The organism is Pseudomonas sp. B707, assembly GCF_022496685.1.
Classification (GTDB): Bacteria; Pseudomonadota; Gammaproteobacteria; order Pseudomonadales; family Pseudomonadaceae; genus Aquipseudomonas; species Aquipseudomonas paraglycinae.
The window spans coordinates 361,699-380,817 of record NZ_WTVE01000033.1; the positions used below are offsets into that span (position 1 = coordinate 361,699).

The following is a 19,119-nucleotide window of genomic DNA, read 5'->3' on the forward strand; positions in this document are numbered from 1 at the left end:
AGGCTTGGCAACATCGGCCTATCGATAAATGAAAAAGACGGGAGAGATTTCGGCGAATACCGAAACCTCTCCCGTCTTTTTTTTGTGGTGCAGAGTGCCCGTCACATCGACGATGAGCGCTTCAAGGTCTCGCTCGGCAACTCCTTGAACATCGCCCGGTAACTGCTTGAAAAACGGCCCAAATGCCAGAACGACCAGTTCATTGCGACCTCCGCCACCGTCGTATCTGCCGGCGAGCGTTTGAGCAATTCCCGCCGCGCACTGTTGAGCCTGCGCAAACGCAGCCAATGGCTCGGCGACATCCCCGTGTACGCCTTGAAGGTCTGCTGCAATTGGCGCAGGGAAACCCCGGCCACCCGCGACAGCTCCAGCAGATTGAGGGTTTCTTCCGGTGAATCCGCCGCCCACTCCCCTACGCGTTTGAGGGTGATTCGCTCTTCGGCGCGACGCTGCAAGCCACCACCGTCCAGGCACACGCTCGCGTTGTCGAGTATGAACAGGCAGTCCTCGAGCAATTGCTGGGTCAGCGCTTCTTTGCTTGGCTGATCAAGGGTTTGCGACAACTTCGTGAGAGTGGAGCTTAACCAGCGGCTGAACAATCCATTCTGCGCGCCATTGAGCGGAGCCATGAACAGACCTTCCAGCCTGGCCACGTCCAGGCCGTTGCGCTGGACGAATTCCGGGCCGAACACCACGGCGATTTCCTGATAGTTCTCCGGGGTGATCCAGATGTTGCGGCTCTCTTCATTGAGCAGATAGAGCGCGTTGTCGCTGCGATCGAAACAGAACGCCAGCGAGCCTTCCGGCGCGCTGAAATTCTGCTCGACCCGGGTGTTCATCTGTTCTTCGTAAACCTCCACACCCTGCAAATCCAGATAACGGATCTGCCCGGCGAAATGCCCCGGCGACATCTGCTGGTAATGCTGAACCCAACCCGGCGTGGCGCGGATCTGTTCGGTGACATCGGCGGTATTGAACGCTTGAACCTGTAGCGGATTACACGTTGTCATGGGAGACCTTGCGCACTCTTTTGGTGCGCTTTGGTGCTGCTGAAAGTGGATAGATGGAACGTCAAGGCCCGCCCAAGATAGTCGTCAACGCGCCACAGGGGAAGTCTGCGAAAGATGAAATCGCTTTTCCCCCGCGTCAACAAAACCAACGACGAGGTCTTTATGAATGCCCCTTTCGATCAGCTGTTTACATGGCTGAAAGATCACAAGATTACCGAAGTGGAATGCGTGGTCAGCGACCTGACCGGCATCGCCCGCGGCAAAATTGCACCGACCAACAAGTTCCTGCATGAGCGAGGCATGCGCCTGCCGGAAAGTGTGCTGCTGCAAACGGTAACCGGGGATTTTGTCGACGACGACATCTACTACGACCTGCTCGACCCGGCCGACATCGACATGGTCTGCAAGCCGGTGAGCGACGCGGTGTACGTGATCCCGTGGGCCATCGAGCCGACCGCCATCGTCATTCACGACACCTTCGACAAGTTCGGCAACCCGATCGAACTGTCGCCGCGCAACGTGCTGAAGAAAGTCCTGCAGCTGTACACCGACAAAGGCTGGAAGCCGATCGTGGCGCCGGAAATGGAGTTCTACCTGACCCAGCGCTGCGAAGACCCGGACTTGCCATTGAAGGCACCGCTGGGCCGTTCAGGTCGCGCCGAAAGCGGTCGTCAGTCGTTCTCCATCGACGCGGCCAACGAATTCGATCCGCTGTTCGAAGACGTCTACGACTGGTGCGAACTGCAAGGCCTGGACCTGGACACGCTGATCCACGAAGACGGCCCGGCGCAGATGGAAATCAACTTCCGCCACGGCGACGCGCTCGATCTGGCCGACCAGATCACCGTGTTCAAGCGTACCCTGCGTGAAGCCGCCCTCAAGCACAACGTGACCGCGACTTTCATGGCCAAGCCGATCGGCGACGAGCCCGGCAGCGCCATGCACCTGCATCAGAGCGTGGTCGAGATCGCCAGCGGCCAGCCAATTTTCGCCAATGCCGACGGCAGCATGAGCGATCTGTTCCGCCATCACATCGGCGGCCTGCAGAAGTACATTCCGAAGGTGCTGCCGATGTTCGCGCCGAACGTGAACTCGTTCCGCCGCTTCCTGCCGGACACCTCGGCACCGGTCAACGTCGAATGGGGCGAAGAAAACCGCACCGTCGGCCTGCGGGTGCCGACCTCCGGCCCTGAGGCGATGCGGGTTGAAAACCGTCTGCCCGGCGCCGACGCCAACCCGTATCTGGCCATCGCCGCGAGCCTGCTGTGCGGCTACATCGGCATGGTCGAAGGCATCGATCCGAGCGCCGCCGTCGAAGGCCGGGCTTACGAGCGCCGCAACCTGCGCCTGCCGATCACCATCGAAGAAGCCCTGACCCAGATGGAAGAGTGCGACACCGTCGCGCAATACCTGGGCAGCAAGTTCGTGCGCGGCTACGTCGCGGTGAAACGCGCCGAGCATGAAAACTTCAAGCGCGTGATCAGCTCCTGGGAGCGGGAGTTCCTGTTGCTGAGCGTCTGATTAAAACAACAAAAACCAACCCACGATCGTTCCCACGCGGAGCGTGGGAACGATCAGCAAGAGTCGCCTGAAAAATCCAATAATTCGAAGAGGTGTCGATATGCGTCTGTTGAAATCCATGATCCCCGCCGCGCTGGCCCTGGCGTGCAGTGCCGGTGCCCTCGCCCAACCCCAGGTCAGCGTCTACAACTGGACCGATTACATTGGCGAAACCACCCTCGCCGACTTCCAGTCCTCCAGCGGGATCAAGGTGATCTACGACGTCTTCGACTCCAACGAAACCCTCGAAGGCAAACTGCTCGCCGGGCGCACCGGGTATGACGTGGTGGTGCCGTCCAACCACTTTCTCGCCCGTCAGGTAAAGGCCGGCGCCTTCCTTAAACTGGACCGCTCGCAACTGCCGAACTGGAAAAACCTCGACCCGAAACTGCTGGCCCTGCTTGAGAAGAACGATCCGGGCAACGAGCACTCGGTGCCGTACCTGTGGGGCACCAACGGCATCGGCTACAACGTCGACAAGGTCAAGCAAGTGCTGGGCATCGATCACATCGATTCCTGGGCCGTGCTGTTCGAACCGGAGAACCTGAAGAAACTCACCCAGTGCGGCGTGTCGATGATGGACTCGGCCGATGAAGTGTTCCCGGCCATCCTCAACTACATGGGCATGGACCCGCGCAGCGAGAAACCCGAGGACTACAAGAAGGCCGAAGAGAAACTGCTGAGCATCCGGACGTACATCACCTATTTCCACTCCTCGAAATACGTGTCCGATCTGGCCAACGGCGACATCTGCGTGGCCTTCGGTTATTCCGGCGACGTGTTCCAGGCCGCCAACCGCGCCAAGGAAGCCAAGAACGGCGTGAACATCGCTTACTCGATTCCCAAGGAAGGCGCGAACCTGTGGTTCGACCTGCTGGCGATTCCCGCCGATGCCGGCAACACCAAGGAAGCCCACGCCTTCATCAATTACCTGCTCGATCCGCAAGTGATCGCCAAGGTCAGCGCCTCGGTGGGTTACGCCAACCCGAACCCGGCGGCCAAGCAATACATGGATCCGGAGCTGGTCAACAATCCCGAGGTCTATCCGTCTCAGGAAGTCCTCGACAAGCTCTACATCTCCTCTACCCCGCCCCAGTCGATCATGCGTCTGATGACCCGGTCCTGGAGCAAAGTGAAGTCGAACAAATGAATCAGTACACCCAGGAACACGCCCAGTCCTATTACGCCGCGTCGGCCCGGGCCAGCACACCTTATCCGGAACTGGCGGGTGACCTGATCGCCGATGTCTGCGTAATCGGCGGTGGTTTCACCGGCGTCAACACGGCCATTGAACTGGCGCAGCGCGGGCTTTCGGTAATTCTGCTCGAAGCCCGGCGCATCGGCTGGGGCGCCAGCGGGCGCAATGGCGGACAACTGATTCGCGGGATCGGTCATGACGTCGAAGGTTTCTCGCGGCATGTTGGCGCCGAAGGCGTGCGCTACCTCCACCGGGCCGGGATCGACTCGGTGGAGCTGGTGCGCCAGCGCATCAGCGACAACGCCATCGAGTGCGACCTGCGCTGGGGTTTCTGTGAGCTGGCGAACACGCCGGCGCAGTTCGACGCCTTCAAGGCCGAGCAGGACAGCCTGGCGCAGCTGGGTTACCGCCATGAAACGCGGCTGGTTGCCCCTGAGCTGATTCGTCAGCAAGTGGTGAACGCGGGTGTCTACAAGGGCGGCCTGATCGACATGGGTTCGGGCCACTTGCACCCGCTCGACCTGGTGCAGGGTGAAGCGCGGTTGGCGGCGTCCCTCGGGGTGCGGATTTTCGAACAGAGCCCGGTGCTGGAAATCGTCCATGGCGCGACCGTTCAAGTACGCACCCCAAGCGGCACCGTGCGCGCCGGCAGTCTGGTGCTCGGCTGCAACGCGCACCTGGAAGAACTCGAACAGCAACTCAGCGGCAAGGTCCTGCCCGCCGGCAGTTACATCATCGCCACCGAACCGCTGTCGCCGGAACGCGCCGCCGAGCTGATTCCGCAAAATCTGGCGCTGTGCGACCAGAAAGTCGGCCTCGACTACTACCGGCTCTCGGCGGACCGGCGCTTGCTGTTCGGCGGCGCCTGCCATTATTCGGGACGGGATCCGGCGGACATCGCCGCGTACATGCGACCAAAGATGCTCAAGGTGTTCCCGCAACTGGCGGATGTGCGCATCGACTATCAGTGGGGCGGCAAAATCGGCATCACCGCCAACCGCTTCCCGCAGGTCGGCCGTTTGAAGCAGCACCCGAACGTGTTCTACGCCCAGGGCTATTCCGGCCACGGCCTGAACGTCACTCACTGGTGCGCCAAGCTGCTGGGCGAGGCGATTCATGCCGGCCACAGTCAGGGCATGGATGTGTTCAGCGGCGTGCCGCACATGACCTTCCCCGGCGGCCCGGCGCTGCGCTCGCCGCTGCTGGCACTGGGGATGTTCTGGTATCGCCTGCGGGAACTGCTGGGATGAGGCCTGCCGGTTAAAGCGCCCTGCACATTTGCTCTATCGCGAAGCACTTCTATATTGATGAAGTGCTTTTGCGTTCCTGACGCTCAGTGCCCAACACACCCTGGAGGTCATGGATGGAGTCGTCAGCCGCCGATCAACCGCGAGCGCCCGGCCAGGCGCCGGTCAAGACCCGGCGTTTCAGCATCTCGCTGGTGTGGATCGTGCCGATCATCGCGGTGCTGGTGGGCATCTCGCTGGTAGTGCACAACCTGATGCAGGAAGGCCCCAGCATCATTGTCACCTTCAAGACCGGCAGCGGCCTGACCGCCAACAAGACCGAAGTCAAATACCGCAACGTGGTCATCGGCCAGGTCACGGACGTCGAGCTGAGCGACGATCAGAAAAGCGTCAACGCCACGATCAAACTGGCCAAGCAGGCCGAAACCTTTACCCGCGAAGACTCGCAGTTCTGGGTCGTGCGCCCGCGCATCGGTGCGGGCGGTGTTTCGGGCATCGACACGTTGCTGTCCGGCGACTACATCGGCGCCGATATCGGTCAGTCGAACTCGCGCGCAAAACACTTCAAAGGCCTGGAAAACCCGCCGCCGATCACCTACGGCGAACCGGGCAAACGCTTCAACCTGCACGCCTCGGACCTCGGCTCGCTGGATATCGGCTCGCCGGTCTATTACCGCAAGATCCCGGTGGGCCAGGTGGTGGCCTACGCGCTGGACGCTGATGGCAAAGGGGTGAACATCGAGGTGTTCATCCACGCACCGAACGACGCCTACGTCACGGAAAACACCCGGTTCTGGAACGCCAGCGGGATTGACGTCAACGTCGGCGCCAACGGCTTTGCGGTGAAAACCGAATCGTTGTCGACCTTGCTGGTGGGCGGCATCGCCTTCCGCGCGCCGGAGTACAGCCCCAACGACGTTGCCGCCGCCGAAGAAAGAACCTACGACCTGTTTGAAGACCAGCAAACCGCCCTCGCCCCGCCCAACGGCAAGGCGCAATACCTGAGCCTGCGTTTCGATCAGGCCCTGCGCGGGTTGAAAGTCGGCGCACCGGTGGAGTTTCTCGGCATCGAAATCGGCCGGGTAGTGAGCGTCAACCTGGACTTCGATCCGAAAAAACGCAGCTTCCCGCTCAACGTCGGCATCGTGATCTACCCGCAACGCCTCGGTCAGGCTCACGTCAAGATGCTTAAGGTACTCGAGCACAATCCGGACGACGAAGCCGCCGCCGTGCGCCTGATCGGCACCTTTATCGACAACGGCCTGCGCGCCCAGGCCCGCAGCGGCAACCTGCTGACCGGGCAGTTGTATATCGCGCTGGATTTCTTCCCCAAAGCCGAAAAAGTCGCGTTCGACCCGACCGCCCGCCCGATCAGCGTTCCGACCGTCCCCGGCAGCCTCGAACAGTTGCAGGAAAAACTCGAAGCGATGATCGACAAGCTCAACAAACTGCCGGTGGAACGGATTGCCGGCAACCTCGACAGCAACCTCGTGGAATTGCGCAAAGGCCTGACCCAGTTCAATGCCAGGACCCTGCCCGGCGTGCAGAACACCCTCGCCGACCTGAGCAAGACCCTGCAGTCGGCCAGCTCGACCCTGGCCGAAGATTCGCCGCAACGCGAACAACTGACCGAGACTCTCGACGAGCTCGGGCGCATGTCGCGTTCGCTGCGTGAGCTGTCCGATTATCTGGGCCGTCATCCGGAATCGTTGATTCGCGGCCGCCCCGACAACGCCGCGCCACTGGACCTCAAAGGGCCGCCGCGCAATTGAGCACAGGAGCTGTCCCATGGCTTTACCGCTGAAGTTCACCGTGCTCGCCATTGGCCTGCTGCTGGGCGCCTGTAAAAGCGCCCCGATCAGCTTTCACACCCTGACACCGACGCAACCGATGACCGGCCGCGCCGGTTCGGAAATCGCCATCGAAGGCATCAACGTGCCGCCGCAGGTCGACCGGCCGCAGATCGTCATCCGCCAGGGCAACAGCGGCCTCGCGATTCTCGAGACCGAATGGTGGGGCGCGAGCCTCAGTGATGAATTGCGCAGCGCACTGGTGGATCAACTGAGCAATGCCGGCGGCCCGCGCAAGACCTCGGTGCGCATTGATGTGCAACGCTTCGATTCGATACCCGGCCAATACGGGCTGATCGACGTCAAATGGCGCCTGCGCCAGGCCAACACCGGCGACGACGCCCTGCTCGCCTGCCGCTCGCTGCTGCGAACCCCGTCCGGGCCGACCATCGATGATCTGGTGGTGGCCCAGCAGAACAACGTCAAGCGCCTGGCTGCGTTGATCGGTCAGGCTTCCACCGGCTCACGCGGCTGCCCGCCCGCCTCCTGAGCGAAACGCAATGCCTACAAGTCGAAACGATCCACCGCGCGGCGCCGCTCGTTGTCGTCGCGCACGTCGTAGTTGGCAGTCGTCTGGATATTGCTGTGATGGGCCAGTTTCTGGGCGATCGACAGGTCATGCTCCTCGATCACCCGGGTGATGAACGAACGCCGGAAATCATGGGGCATGATCTTCACCCCGACCTGGGTGCCGCGCTGGCGGGCGATGTAATAGATCGCGTGCTTGGTGATGCGCTCGCGGGTGATGTGGCTGCCACGGCGAATACGGTTGAACAGAAACGCGTCGTCGCTCTCGCCTTCCTTGAGTTCCGAACGACGGAACTCCAGCCAGGCATTGAGTTTGGCAAACGCCCAGGCCGGTGCGTACTTGATCAGTTGTTTATTGCCCTTGGCGGTGACACACAAACTGCGCTCGTTGAAATCGACCTGATTGAGGTCCAGATCCACCGACTCCGACTTGCGCATGCCAGTGCCGTACAACAACGCAATCACCGCTGCATCGCGCAAACCTTGTGGCCGTGGATCAGCGGCGCAGACTTCCATCAATTCATGAATCAGCGTGCGCTTCAGATTGCGCCCCTGAGACAGTCGCGTGCCGGCAATGCCTTTGACCGAGCGCATCTTCAATAGATGTTCCTGGCTGATAAGACTCATGCGCCAGGCTTCATTCATTACACCGCGAATGGCGTTTACATACAGCGAAGAAGTATTCGGTGCGTAATTGTCGGCGCGCAATGCAGCGACTAACGCAACGACATCTTCCGGTTGCAGCGCGTGCCACGGAATGTCTTCGACGTTCATGTCTTCGAAACCGAGTCGGTCGGCGGCATCTTGCAAAACGTAACGCATGGTGAGTTGGCTGGAGGGAGCCAGACGCGCCAGATACACGGTCATCGGGTTGGTTTTCAGGGTGTCGGGGGATGCAACGGGTAAGTCAATCAAACGTCGGGCCTTGAGTAAAAGCAGTTCAACACAGCAACTAACAACTGCAACATTCTTAATATAAGGGGAACACTTCCGTAGGACTTTTCTACTAAAAACCGCGATAAACGGTAGAAGTCTGAACAGTGGCTGTATGGGTTTCAGATAAACGATTCGCCGACCGGTTTTTCATGTTCCTTTCACAAAAACGGGCATAACCTTAATTCCACTGAGTCCTGTGCCGGCGCTGCCCAAGCTGCCGGGCAATGCCTGAAAAGTCAACCGAACCCGACGTTATGTCGTCTTGGCAACTTATTGATGCAAAGGATTTTTTCGCGTCTACGCTTTGATTGGATCCAATTATTCAATGGATCTATTTCTTTTTTCTTTGCAATGAGGTGTGCATGAGTCAGGCGTTTCTCCCCTTCTCCCGCCCCAGTATCGGTGATGAAGAAATTGCCGCCGTGGAGCAAGTCCTGCGCTCCGGCTGGATCACCACCGGGCCGAAAAACCAGGCTCTTGAAGAACAGTTTGCCCAGTACGTCGGTTGCCGCCATGCCGTGGCACTTTCCTCGGCCACCGGTGCCATGCATGTAACGTTGCTGGCGCTGGGTATCGGCCCCGGCGATGAAGTCATCACCCCGTCACAGACCTGGGTCTCGACCGCCAACATGATTTCCCTGCTCGGCGCCACGCCGGTGTTCGTCGATGTCGACCGCGACACCCTGATGACCGACGCCGCGCGCATCGAAGCCGCCATCACGCCGCGCACCAAAGCGATCATTCCCGTGCATTACGCCGGCGCTGCTTTCGATCTCGATCCGCTTTACGCCCTGGCCGACAAGCACGGCATCACCGTGATCGAAGACGCCGCCCACGCCGCCGGCACCCGCTACAAGGGCCGTCACGTTGGCTCGCGAGGCACCGCGATCTTCTCGTTCCACGCGATCAAGAATATGACCTGCGCCGAAGGGGCGATGTTCGTCACCGACGACGAAGCCCTGGCCAACCGTGTGCGCATGCTCAAGTTTCATGGCCTCGGCGTCGATGCCTACGACCGCCTGACCCACGGCCGCAAGCCCCAGGCCCAGGTAATCGAGCCCGGTTTCAAATACAACCTGGCCGACATCAACGCCGCGATTGCCCTGGTGCAACTGGAGCGTCTGGACGCGATCAACGCCCGTCGCACCGAACTGGCCACGCAATACCTGCAAAAACTCGAAGGCCTGCCGGTGCAACCGCTGGCCGTCCCGCCATACGCCCAACAGCACGCCTGGCACCTGTTCATCCTGCGCATCGACAGCGAGCGCTGCGGGATGGACCGCGAAGCCTTCATGAAGGGTTTGCAGGAGCAAGGCATCGGCACCGGCATCCACTTCATCGCCACCCACCTGCACACCTGGTATCGCCAGCGTGACCCGCACCTGTCCCTGCCCGACACCGAGTGGAACTCGGCGCGGCTGTGCTCGATTCCCTTGTTTCCCGACATGACCGACCAGGATCTGGACCGGGTCGTCGGGGCCATTGAACACCTGATGGGGAAACGCCCTTGAGACCTTATCCGATTCATTGCGTGTCGATCGTCATCCCGGTCTACAACGAAGAAGACAGCCTGCCGGAACTGCTGCGCCGCACCCAGGCCGCCTGCCAGCAATTGCGGCATGACTACGAAATCGTGCTGGTCGACGACGGCAGCCGCGACGCCTCCGCGCAATTGCTCGAAGACGCCGCGTCCGTCGTGGACAGTCCGTTCGTGGCGGTCATCCTCAACCGCAACTACGGTCAGCACGCGGCGATCATGGCCGGTTTCGAACAGTGCAAGGGCGACGTGGTGATTACCCTCGACGCCGACCTGCAGAACCCGCCGGAAGAAATCCCGCGGCTGGTGGCCGAGGCCGAAAAGGGCTTTGATGTGGTCGGCACCGTGCGCGGCAATCGCCAGGATTCGGCCCTGCGCCGTTATCCGTCGAAACTCATCAACCTCGCCGTGCAACGCTCCACCGGCGTCGCCATGAGCGACTACGGCTGCATGCTGCGCGCCTACCGCCGCACGATCATCGACGCGATGCTCGCCTGCCGCGAACGCAGCACGTTCATTCCGATCCTCGCCAACAGCTTCGCCCGACACACCACGGAAATCCCCGTGGCCCACGCCGAGCGCGAACACGGCGATTCGAAATACAGCCCGATGCGCCTGATCAACCTGATGTTCGACTTGATCACCTGCATGACCACCACGCCCCTGCGCCTGCTGAGCATCGTCGGCTTCGCCATGGCCGGCCTCGGCGTGCTGTTCGCGGCGGCGCTGATTGTCCTGCGCCTGGCCTTTGGCGCCGGATGGGCCGGCGATGGCCTGTTCGTGCTGTTCGCCGTGCTGTTCGTGTTCACCGGCGGCCAGTTCATCGGCATGGGCCTGCTGGGCGAATACCTGGGGCGCATGTACAGCGATGTGCGCGCCCGCCCGCGTTTTTTCATTGAAAAGGTCCTGCGCGGGCACCCCGCCACGCCGGCCCCCGCCATCACCGTTGACGGCCTTACTTCCAACTCCTCGTCTGATCAGGTTCTCTCATGAGCGCAAAAACCGTTGTCTTCGCCTACCACGATATTGGCTGCGCCGGCATTCAAGCCCTGCTCGACAGCGGCTACGACATTGCGGCGGTGTTCACCCATGCCGATGACCCGCAGGAAAACGCGTTCTACGCCTCGGTGGCGCAACTGTGCGCCAACAAAGGCATCGCGGTTCATGCACCGGAAGACGCCAACCACCCGTTGTGGATCGAGCGGATTGCCAAGCTCGATCCGGATTACATCTTCTCCTTCTACTATCGCAACCTGCTGAGCGAGCCATTGCTGGCCACCGCCAAAAAAGGCGCGTTCAACCTGCACGGCTCCCTGCTGCCGCGCTACCGTGGCCGCGCCCCGGCCAACTGGGTGCTGGTCAACGGCGAAACCGAAACCGGCGTCACCCTGCATCGCATGGTCAAGCGTGCCGACGCCGGCGCCATCCTCGCCCAGCAACGCGTGGCCATCGAACGCAGCGACACCGCGCTGAGCCTGCACGGCAAACTGCGGATCGCCGCCAGCGACCTGCTGCGCGATGCACTGCCGGCGATGCTGCACGGCAAACTGCGGGAAACCCCGCAGGACGAATCCCAGGCCACGGTGTTCGGTCGTCGCACCCCGGCAGACGGCAAACTGGTCTGGGCGCAACCTGCCGAAAAACTGTTCAACCTCGTGCGGGCCGTGACTCAGCCTTACCCGGGCGCCTTCTGCGCCGTGGGCGAGCACAAGCTGATCGTGTGGAACGCCGACGTGGTCAAGGGCAACGAAGGTCAGGCGCCGGGCCGCGTCATCAGTGTCGATCCGCTGCGCATCGCCTGCGGTGAAGACTCGCTGGTGATCAACGCCGGCCAGCGCAACGACAACGGCCTGTACCTTAGCGGCCCGCAACTGGCCAATGAACTCGGTCTGGTGGACGGCTCGCTGCTGCGCGGCGCCGAATCCGGTCGTGGCCCGCGCCGTACACGGGTGCTGATCCTCGGCGTCAACGGTTTCATCGGCAACCACTTGTCCGAGCGTCTGCTGCGTGGCGAGCGCTACGAAGTCTATGGCCTGGACATCGGCTCCGACGCCATCGACCGCCTGCGCAGCCACCCGCGTTTTCACTTCGTCGAAGGCGACATCAGCATTCACTCGGAGTGGATCGAGTACCACATCAAGAAATGCGACGTGGTGCTGCCGCTGGTGGCCATCGCCACGCCGATCGAATACACGCGCAACCCGCTGCGGGTGTTCGAGCTCGACTTCGAAGAAAACCTGAAACTGGTGCGCTACTGCGTCAAATACAACAAGCGCGTGATCTTCCCGTCGACCTCGGAAGTCTATGGCATGTGCCAGGACAAGCACTTCGACGAAGACCGCTCGAACCTGATCGTCGGCCCGATCAACAAGCAGCGCTGGATCTACTCGGTGTCCAAGCAACTGCTGGACCGGGTGATCTGGGCCTACGGCGCCAAGGGCCTGAACTTCACCCTGTTCCGTCCCTTCAACTGGATGGGCCCACGCCTGGATCGCCTTGACTCGGCGCGCATCGGCAGCTCCCGCGCCATCACCCAATTGATCCTCAATCTGGTGGAAGGCACGCCGATCCGCCTGTTCGACGGCGGCGAACAGAAACGCTGCTTCACCGACATCGCCGACGGCGTCGAGGCGCTGGCGCGGATCATCGATAACGACAACGACGTCTGCAACGGCCAGATCATCAACATCGGCAACCCGGACAACGAAGCGAGCATTCGTCAGTTGGGCGAAGAACTGTTGCGCCAGTTCGAGGCTCATCCGCTGCGTTCCAACTTCCCGCCGTTCGCCGGTTTCCGCGACGTGGAAAGCAAGGCGTTCTACGGCGCCGGTTACCAGGACGTCGAGCACCGCAAACCGAGCATCGCCAACGCCAAGCGCCTGCTGGACTGGACGCCGACCGTGGAAATGCGCGAGACCATCGGCAACACGCTGGATTTCTTCCTGCGTGAGGCCATGGCCGAAATCGAGAGCAAGCGCTGATGCAGGCCGGTTTGCGCATCGACGTCGACACCTTTCGCGGCACCCGCGAAGGCGTGCCGCGCTTGCTGGAAATCCTCGATGAAGCGCAGATCAAGGCGACGTTTTTCTTCAGTGTCGGCCCGGACAACATGGGCCGGCATCTGTGGCGCCTGATCCGTCCGCAGTTCCTGTGGAAGATGCTGCGCTCCAACGCCGCCGGCCTGTACGGCTGGGACATCCTGCTGGCCGGCACGGCCTGGCCGGGCAAACCGATCGGCCGCGACCTCGGGCACCTGATGCGTCAGGCCCGGGCCGCCGGCCACGAAGTCGGTCTGCACGCCTGGGATCACCACGGCTGGCAGGCCAATGCCGGGCGCTGGAGCGATGCGCAACTGGTCGAGCAGATCCGTCAGGGCGTCGACACCTTGAGCGACATCCTCGGCGAAAAAGTCATGTGTTCGGCCGCCGCCGGTTGGCGCGCGGACGAGCGTGTGATCGAAGCAAAGCAGGCCTTCGGCTTTCGCTACAACAGCGATTGCCGTGGGCAGCGGTTGTTCCGACCGTTGCTGTCTGACGGTTCGGTCGGTGCGCCGCAGATTCCGGTGGACTTGCCGACCTTCGATGAAGTGGTCGGGCCGAGTGTGGCGGCGAAGGATTTCAACGCCTTCATCCTCGACCGGTTCCGCCCGGACAACCTCAACGTCTACACCATTCACGCCGAAGTAGAAGGGATTCTGATGGCCGAAGATTTTCGTCGACTGCTGGCCGACGCACGCCAGCGAAACATCAACTTTCAACCGCTGGGCGACTTGCTGCCCGAGTTTCTCAACACCCTGCCCGTCGGCCGTGTGCAACGCGGTGCCCTCGAAGGCCGCGAAGGCTGGTTGGGAGTGCAAGGCGCATGAGCAAACGCTGGGCATTGCCGCTGTTGCTGGGGATTTTCCTGCTGGCGTATCTGCTGCCGCTGGGCAGTCATGGTCTGTGGATTCCCGATGAAACCCGTTATGCGCAAATCAGCCAGGAAATGCTGCTGAGCGGCAACTGGGTGTCGCCGCATTTCATGAACCTGCGTTACTTCGAAAAACCGGCGGCCGGTTATTGGATGATTGCCCTCGGGCAGGCCGTGTTCGGCCAGAACCTGTTCGGCGTGCGGTTTGCCTCGGCCCTGAGCACCGGGCTGAGCGTGCTGCTGTGCTTCCTCATCGCCCGCCGTTTGTGGAATGACCCGCGCAAAAGCTTCGTCTGCGCCCTGCTCTACATGAGTTTCGTCATCGTCGCCGGCCAGGCTGGTTACGCCAACCTCGATCCGCAATTCACCTTCTGGGTCAACCTGAGTCTGGTGGCGCTGTGGTTCGCCCTCGACAGCCGTTCCAATGGTCAGCGCATCGCCGGTTGGGCGGTGCTGGGACTGGCGTGCGGCATGGGCTTCATGACCAAGGGTTTTCTCGCCTGGCTGCTGCCGGTGCTGATCGCCTTGCCGTGGATGCTCTGGCAAAAACGCTGGAAAGAATTGCTGCTGTACGGCCCGGTGGCCATCGCGGTAGCGATCATCGTCAGCCTGCCGTGGGTGCTGGCGGTGCACGGTCAGGAACCGGATTACTGGCGGTTCTTCTTCTGGCACGAACACATCCGCCGCTTTGCCGGTGACGATGCCCAGCATGACGCGCCGTGGTGGTTCTATCTGCCGCTGCTGGTGGCGTTCAGTCTGCCGTGGGTCGGGATGCTACCGGTGGCGTTGAAGCAGGCCTGGCAGACCCGCCGCGAAACCGGCATCGCGTTTCTCGGCCTGTGGCTGTTGATGCCGCTGCTGTTCTTCAGCCTGAGCAACGGCAAGTTGCCGACCTACATCCTGCCGTGCCTGCTGCCGCTGGCGTTGCTGCTGGGCCACGCGCTGGCCGATCGCTTGCGTCTGGAGCAAGGCCGGGCGCTGGGCCTCAATGGCCTGCTGAACCTGTTGCTGGGCATCGTCACGCTGATCGGGCTGGTTTACGTGCAGCTCAAGCGTCCGCTGTACGACCACGAACTGCACAGTCTGGTGCTGGTGTTCATCGCCCTGACCGGCTGGATCATCAGCAACCTGCTGCAAGCCTTCCGCCCGTTGCAATGCTGGGCGGCACCGGCGGTGGGCAGCCTGCTGCTGATCGCGCTGCTGCCGGCGGCACTGCCCAAATCGGTGGTGGCGAACAAGATGCCTGACCAGTTCGTGCTCGCCCACCAAACAGAACTGGCGGCCACCACGCACCTGTTGAGCAACGACCTGGGCGCCGCGTCGGCCCTGTCCTGGCGGGTCAAACGCCCGCAGGTGGCGATGTACAACACGATAGGCGAATTGAAATATGGCCTTGCCTATCCTGATGGCATTCAACAGCGGGTTGATACCGATCAGGTGCAACAGTGGATGCGCGAAGCCCGCAAGACCGGTTCGGTCGGCGTGGTGATGCGGGTCAAGGGGCAAGACGAACTGGACGAACTCGACAGACTGCCCAAGGACGGCGTTCGTTATGAGCAAGGCAATCTGGTGATCGTGATTCTTCCGCAGGAGGCGTCATGAGCCTGTGGCTGCTGTTGCTCGCCTGCCTGCTGACCTGCCTGGGCCAGGTCGCGCAGAAATTCGCCGTCGAGAGCTGGCGCGGCGCGAGCTTGCCGTGGTCGCGCAAACTGCGCTCGCCGTGGTTGTGGCTGGCCCTGTTTGCCCTCGGCACCGGTCTGCTGGTGTGGCTGCTGGTGTTGCAGCGCCTGCCCGTCGGCATCGCCTACCCGATGCTCAGCCTCAATTTCGTGATCATCACCCTGATCGCCCGCTTCGTGTTCAAGGAGCCCGTCGACGTTCAACACTGGTTCGGCGTGTTTCTGGTAATCGGTGGCGTGGCGCTTTTGGGGCAACAGTCATGAACCAGGGTCGTGGAATCTTCTTCGCCCTGGCCAGCGTGCTGCTGGTCAGCGTGGCGCAACTGAGCATGCGCTGGAGCATGACGCGTCTGCCCCGGCCGGATCAGTGGCTGTCCGTACAAAGCGTCGATTCAGTTGCGCTGGCCGTGGTGCTCGCGGCGATCTTCGCCTATGCGCTGTCGATGCTCTGCTGGCTCGCCGCCCTGCGCGATCTGCCGTTGGGGCGGGCCTATTCGCTGCTGAGCATCAGCTACGCGCTGGTGTACCTGCTGGCGGCCAGTCTGCCGCTGTTCAACGAATCCTTCAGTTTCTCTAAATCACTGGGTGTGGCTCTGGTCATGCTCGGGGTCATCACCATCAACACTCGTCCGGCCCGTGCGCCCGAATTGAGGAGTTCGCCATGAAAATCACAGTGTTTGGTAGCGGTTATGTCGGCCTGGTGCAGGCCGCCGTGCTGGCCGAAGTCGGCCATGACGTGGTGTGCATGGACATCGACGAAAAAAAGGTCGAGCTGCTGCGCCAGGGTCACGTCAGCATCTTCGAGCCGGGGCTGGCCAGCCTGGTCCGCGAGGGCCTGGACGCCGGGCGCCTGCAATTCACCTGCGATGAAAAACTCGCGGTGCAGCACGGCAAGGTCGCGTTCATTGCAGTCGGCACCCCGTCGAAAGAAGACGGCTCGGCAGACCTGCGTTACGTGCTGTCGGTGGGCGACGCCGTGGCCCGGCATCGTGAACAACCGCTGATTCTGGTGGAGAAATCCACCGTACCCGTCGGCACCGGCGACACCTTGCGCACCCACCTGGACAAGGCGCTGATCAAGGCCGGGCGCCTGTTGCAGTTCGATATCGTGTCCAACCCGGAATTTCTCAAGGAAGGTTCGGCGGTCGCCGATTGCCGCCGGCCGGACCGGATCGTCATCGGCTGCGAGCGCGAAGAAGTGCGCGACGTGATGCGCGATCTGTATTCGCCGTTCAACCGCAACCACGACCGCATCATGTTCATGGACCTGCGCAGCGCCGAGCTGACCAAGTACGCCGCCAACTGCATGCTGGCGACCAAGATCAGCTTCATCAATCAGATCGCCGAGCTGGCCGAACACCTGGGCGCGGACATCGAATCGGTGCGCCAGGGCATCGGCGCCGACAGCCGCATCGGCTACCACTTCATCTACCCCGGTTGCGGTTACGGCGGTTCATGCTTCCCCAAAGACATGCGCGCGCTGATCCACAGTGCCGAAGAGGCGCACTGCTCCAGCGATTTGCTGCAAGCGGTGGAAGCGATCAACCAGCGGCAGAAGCACAAGCTGTTTGAACGCATCAACGCGTTCTACAAGGGCGAACTGCGCGGCAAGACTTTCGCCCTGTGGGGGCTGGCGTTCAAGCCGAACACCGACGACATGCGCGATGCGCCGAGCCGGGTTCTGCTGGAATCGCTGTGGGCCGCTGGCGCCAGTGTGCGGGCGTTCGACCCGGAAGCGATGCAGGAAACCCAGCATCTGTACCCGGACGAATCGAAACTGATGCTGATGGGCACCCCGGAATCGGTACTCGCCGGTTCCGACGCGCTGATCATCTGCACCGAATGGCAGCAGTTCAAGGCGCCGGATTTCGACCTGATCCAGCAACGCCTCAAGGCCCCGGTGATCTTCGACGGCCGCAACCTGTACGACGCCGAACGCCTGGCCCGCAACGGCTTCCATTACTTCCCGATGGGCCGTGGCGAATCGCGCACCTTGCCGATTCCGCTGCAGCAATGGCCGCACGCCTCGGACGTGGCTTGATCGGGTTGAACCCTGCCCTGCGCCGGCAGTCCCTGATCGCAGGGCTGCTGGCGTTTCTGCTGTTCATCGCCGGCGTGTACGGGCAGGCGCCCATCGGTTTCGACTCGCGTTTCGTGTTGTTCGCCCAGGAAATGCTGCGGCACGGGCCCAGTGTATTTCCCACCACCTATGGTGAGCCGTACGCCGATTATTCGTCGCTCTCGACCTTGTTCATCTGGCTGTTGTCGTTGCCGTTCGGGACGGTCAACAGCCTGACAGCGTGGCTGCCGAGCGCTGTCGCCGGCGCGGTGATCGTGGCGTTGATGTATCGCTTGCTCGCGCCCGCATCCGTGCGCTGGGCGGTGGTCAGCATCGCGTTGCTGATGCTCACCAGCACCTTCATCAGCGAGACCCGCGCGGTATCGCAGGACCTGATGCTCGCCGCCGTGGCGTTTTCGGTGTTCTACCTCGGCTATGCCCACGACCATTTCGCTGCCGCTCGACGCTGGCCGCTAGTGTTCATTCTGTTGCTGCTGGGGTTCGGCATTCGCGGGCCGATCGGGCTGGTGGTGCCGACCGGCATGCTGTGCAGTTACTACCTGCTGGATCGCCAATGGTCGCGCCTGTTGACCTTCGGTGTGCTGGCTTCGCTGTTGCTGGCGGCCTGCGTCGGGCTGTTGTTGTGGCTGGCGGAAGTCAGCGGCGGGCCGGCGTTTCGTCAGGACGTGATCCGCATGCAGTTCATGGGGCGCATGGACGGCAGCGAAGGCGTCAGCGGTTCGCTGTATTACTTCACCAGCTCACTGGGCAACTACGCGCTGGCGTATCCGCTGGCGTTGCTGGCACTCGCGGCCGCTTGGCTGAGCAAGCCCCGGCAACGCGGCCCGGCCTTGCGCCTGGTGCAATATTGCGCCGCGGCGGGGTTGATCGTGATGCTCGGGCTGTCGATTCCACAGGCGAAAAAGGCCCGTTATCTGCTGCCGATGCTGCCCATGGCGGCGATTATTGCGGCGTATCCGTTTCAGGTGTTGCATGGTCGGGTGTTTGCCTGGCTGCGCGTCGGCATGCAGGGATTGTGGTTGTTGATTCCCGCATTGTTGATCGTCCTGTTATGGGTGGCGAAACGACGGTTTCCCGAGTCCTTGACCGACCTGACGCCAGTACTCAGCGTGCTGGGATTGCTGCAACTGGCCGCGTTGTCGCGGTTGTGGCTACCGCGCTGGCGAACCGAAGTCCTCGCGTTCAGCGCTGTTTTGGCGGTCTGGTCGGCGTACGCGCTGGTGTTCGAGCCGGTGGAGCGCCAGCTCTATGACACGCGGACCTTCAGCCAAGCGGCACTGGCGCGGATCCACGAGCAACCCGCGCCGCTGGTGCTGCACGGCATGGGCAAGGACGCCAAGGCGATCAAGTTCATGGTCAACGTCGAGCAGGATCTGCAACCGCTGTTCACTGAAACCACGCAAGCGCTCGAAGCGCTCAAGGGGCCGGCGTGGCTGATGATGGATCGCAGCGACTTCCAGGCGTTGCAAGGCACACCGCTCGGTGCGCTGCAGCCGGTCTTGAGTGGGCGTTTCGACAAAAACGATTATGTGTTGCTGTGGCTGACGCCTTAACCTGCGCGACGTGATTTCGACAGGGACCGCTG

General features: G+C 61.9%; 16 protein-coding genes. 14 read left to right on the forward strand and 2 right to left on the reverse strand.

Annotated elements, in window-relative coordinates:
- Positions 1-101 precede the first annotated feature (101 nt).
- On the reverse strand, positions 102-1,010 hold the full coding sequence (locus GQX66_RS23870) for a helix-turn-helix domain-containing protein (RefSeq protein WP_085745609.1): 909 nt from the start codon (positions 1,008-1,010) through the stop codon (positions 102-104).
- A 162-nt stretch (positions 1,011-1,172) separates the two neighbouring features.
- Between GQX66_RS23870 and GQX66_RS23875 the strand changes: the two genes are divergently transcribed.
- The 5 genes from GQX66_RS23875 (at position 1,173) to GQX66_RS23895 (ending at position 7,355) form a co-directional block, all read left to right on the forward strand.
- Positions 1,173-2,531, forward strand: coding sequence for a glutamine synthetase family protein (locus tag GQX66_RS23875; RefSeq protein ID WP_102686282.1), 1,359 nt, complete (start codon positions 1,173-1,175; stop codon positions 2,529-2,531).
- 100 nt (positions 2,532-2,631) lie between these two features.
- Complete coding sequence (locus GQX66_RS23880; RefSeq protein ID WP_240871855.1) at positions 2,632-3,720, forward strand: polyamine ABC transporter substrate-binding protein; 1,089 nt, start codon at positions 2,632-2,634, stop codon at positions 3,718-3,720.
- On the forward strand, positions 3,717-5,018 hold the full coding sequence (locus GQX66_RS23885) for an FAD-binding oxidoreductase (protein WP_240871856.1): 1,302 nt from the start codon (positions 3,717-3,719) through the stop codon (positions 5,016-5,018). The genes GQX66_RS23880 and GQX66_RS23885 overlap by 4 nt, the downstream gene beginning before the upstream one ends.
- A gap of 113 nt (positions 5,019-5,131) precedes the next feature.
- Entirely contained in the window at positions 5,132-6,787 is a 1,656-nt protein-coding gene (locus tag GQX66_RS23890; protein ID WP_240871857.1) for an MlaD family protein, read from the forward strand.
- Positions 6,788-6,803: 16 nt separating this feature from the next.
- The gene (locus GQX66_RS23895; RefSeq protein WP_102686111.1) at positions 6,804-7,355 is read left to right on the forward strand and encodes a PqiC family protein; all 552 of its coding nucleotides are present in this window, start codon (positions 6,804-6,806) and stop codon (positions 7,353-7,355) included.
- Positions 7,356-7,369: 14 nt separating this feature from the next.
- Here the strand turns inward: GQX66_RS23895 and GQX66_RS23900 are convergent, their stop codons facing one another.
- Entirely contained in the window at positions 7,370-8,260 is an 891-nt protein-coding gene (locus tag GQX66_RS23900) for a tyrosine-type recombinase/integrase (protein ID WP_102686110.1), read from the reverse strand.
- A gap of 431 nt (positions 8,261-8,691) precedes the next feature.
- Here GQX66_RS23900 and arnB point away from each other — a divergent pair, with 431 nt between their 5' ends.
- Genes arnB through GQX66_RS23945 form a run of 9 tightly spaced genes read left to right on the forward strand, consistent with a single transcriptional unit; the run spans position 8,692 to position 19,087 of the window.
- Positions 8,692-9,840: a UDP-4-amino-4-deoxy-L-arabinose aminotransferase gene (arnB, locus tag GQX66_RS23905; protein WP_240871858.1), complete on the forward strand. Its 1,149-nt coding sequence runs from the start codon at positions 8,692-8,694 to the stop codon at positions 9,838-9,840.
- On the forward strand, positions 9,837-10,859 hold the full coding sequence (gene arnC / locus GQX66_RS23910; protein WP_134020151.1) for an undecaprenyl-phosphate 4-deoxy-4-formamido-L-arabinose transferase: 1,023 nt from the start codon (positions 9,837-9,839) through the stop codon (positions 10,857-10,859). Before arnB ends, arnC begins: the two co-directional genes overlap by 4 nt.
- The gene (gene arnA, locus GQX66_RS23915) at positions 10,856-12,847 is read left to right on the forward strand and encodes a bifunctional UDP-4-amino-4-deoxy-L-arabinose formyltransferase/UDP-glucuronic acid oxidase ArnA (protein WP_085745600.1); all 1,992 of its coding nucleotides are present in this window, start codon (positions 10,856-10,858) and stop codon (positions 12,845-12,847) included. Before arnC ends, arnA begins: the two co-directional genes overlap by 4 nt.
- Entirely contained in the window at positions 12,847-13,731 is an 885-nt protein-coding gene (gene arnD, locus GQX66_RS23920) for a 4-deoxy-4-formamido-L-arabinose-phosphoundecaprenol deformylase (RefSeq protein ID WP_085745599.1), read from the forward strand. Before arnA ends, arnD begins: the two co-directional genes overlap by 1 nt.
- Positions 13,728-15,377, forward strand: a complete 1,650-nt coding sequence (gene arnT / locus GQX66_RS23925; protein WP_240871859.1) for a lipid IV(A) 4-amino-4-deoxy-L-arabinosyltransferase — start codon at positions 13,728-13,730, stop codon at positions 15,375-15,377. Before arnD ends, arnT begins: the two co-directional genes overlap by 4 nt.
- Positions 15,374-15,718, forward strand: a complete 345-nt coding sequence (gene arnE / locus GQX66_RS23930; RefSeq protein ID WP_085745597.1) for a 4-amino-4-deoxy-L-arabinose-phosphoundecaprenol flippase subunit ArnE — start codon at positions 15,374-15,376, stop codon at positions 15,716-15,718. Before arnT ends, arnE begins: the two co-directional genes overlap by 4 nt.
- Positions 15,715-16,119: a 4-amino-4-deoxy-L-arabinose-phosphoundecaprenol flippase subunit ArnF gene (gene arnF, locus GQX66_RS23935; protein ID WP_085745596.1), complete on the forward strand. Its 405-nt coding sequence runs from the start codon at positions 15,715-15,717 to the stop codon at positions 16,117-16,119. The genes arnE and arnF overlap by 4 nt, the downstream gene beginning before the upstream one ends.
- Entirely contained in the window at positions 16,116-17,495 is a 1,380-nt protein-coding gene (locus GQX66_RS23940) for a UDP-glucose/GDP-mannose dehydrogenase family protein (protein ID WP_240871860.1), read from the forward strand. Before arnF ends, GQX66_RS23940 begins: the two co-directional genes overlap by 4 nt.
- Positions 17,468-19,087 carry a glycosyltransferase family 39 protein gene (locus GQX66_RS23945; RefSeq protein ID WP_240871861.1) on the forward strand — a complete coding sequence of 540 codons (1,620 nt, stop codon included), beginning with the start codon at positions 17,468-17,470 and terminating at the stop codon, positions 19,085-19,087. The genes GQX66_RS23940 and GQX66_RS23945 overlap by 28 nt, the downstream gene beginning before the upstream one ends.
- The last annotated feature ends 32 nt before the right edge of the window (positions 19,088-19,119 follow it).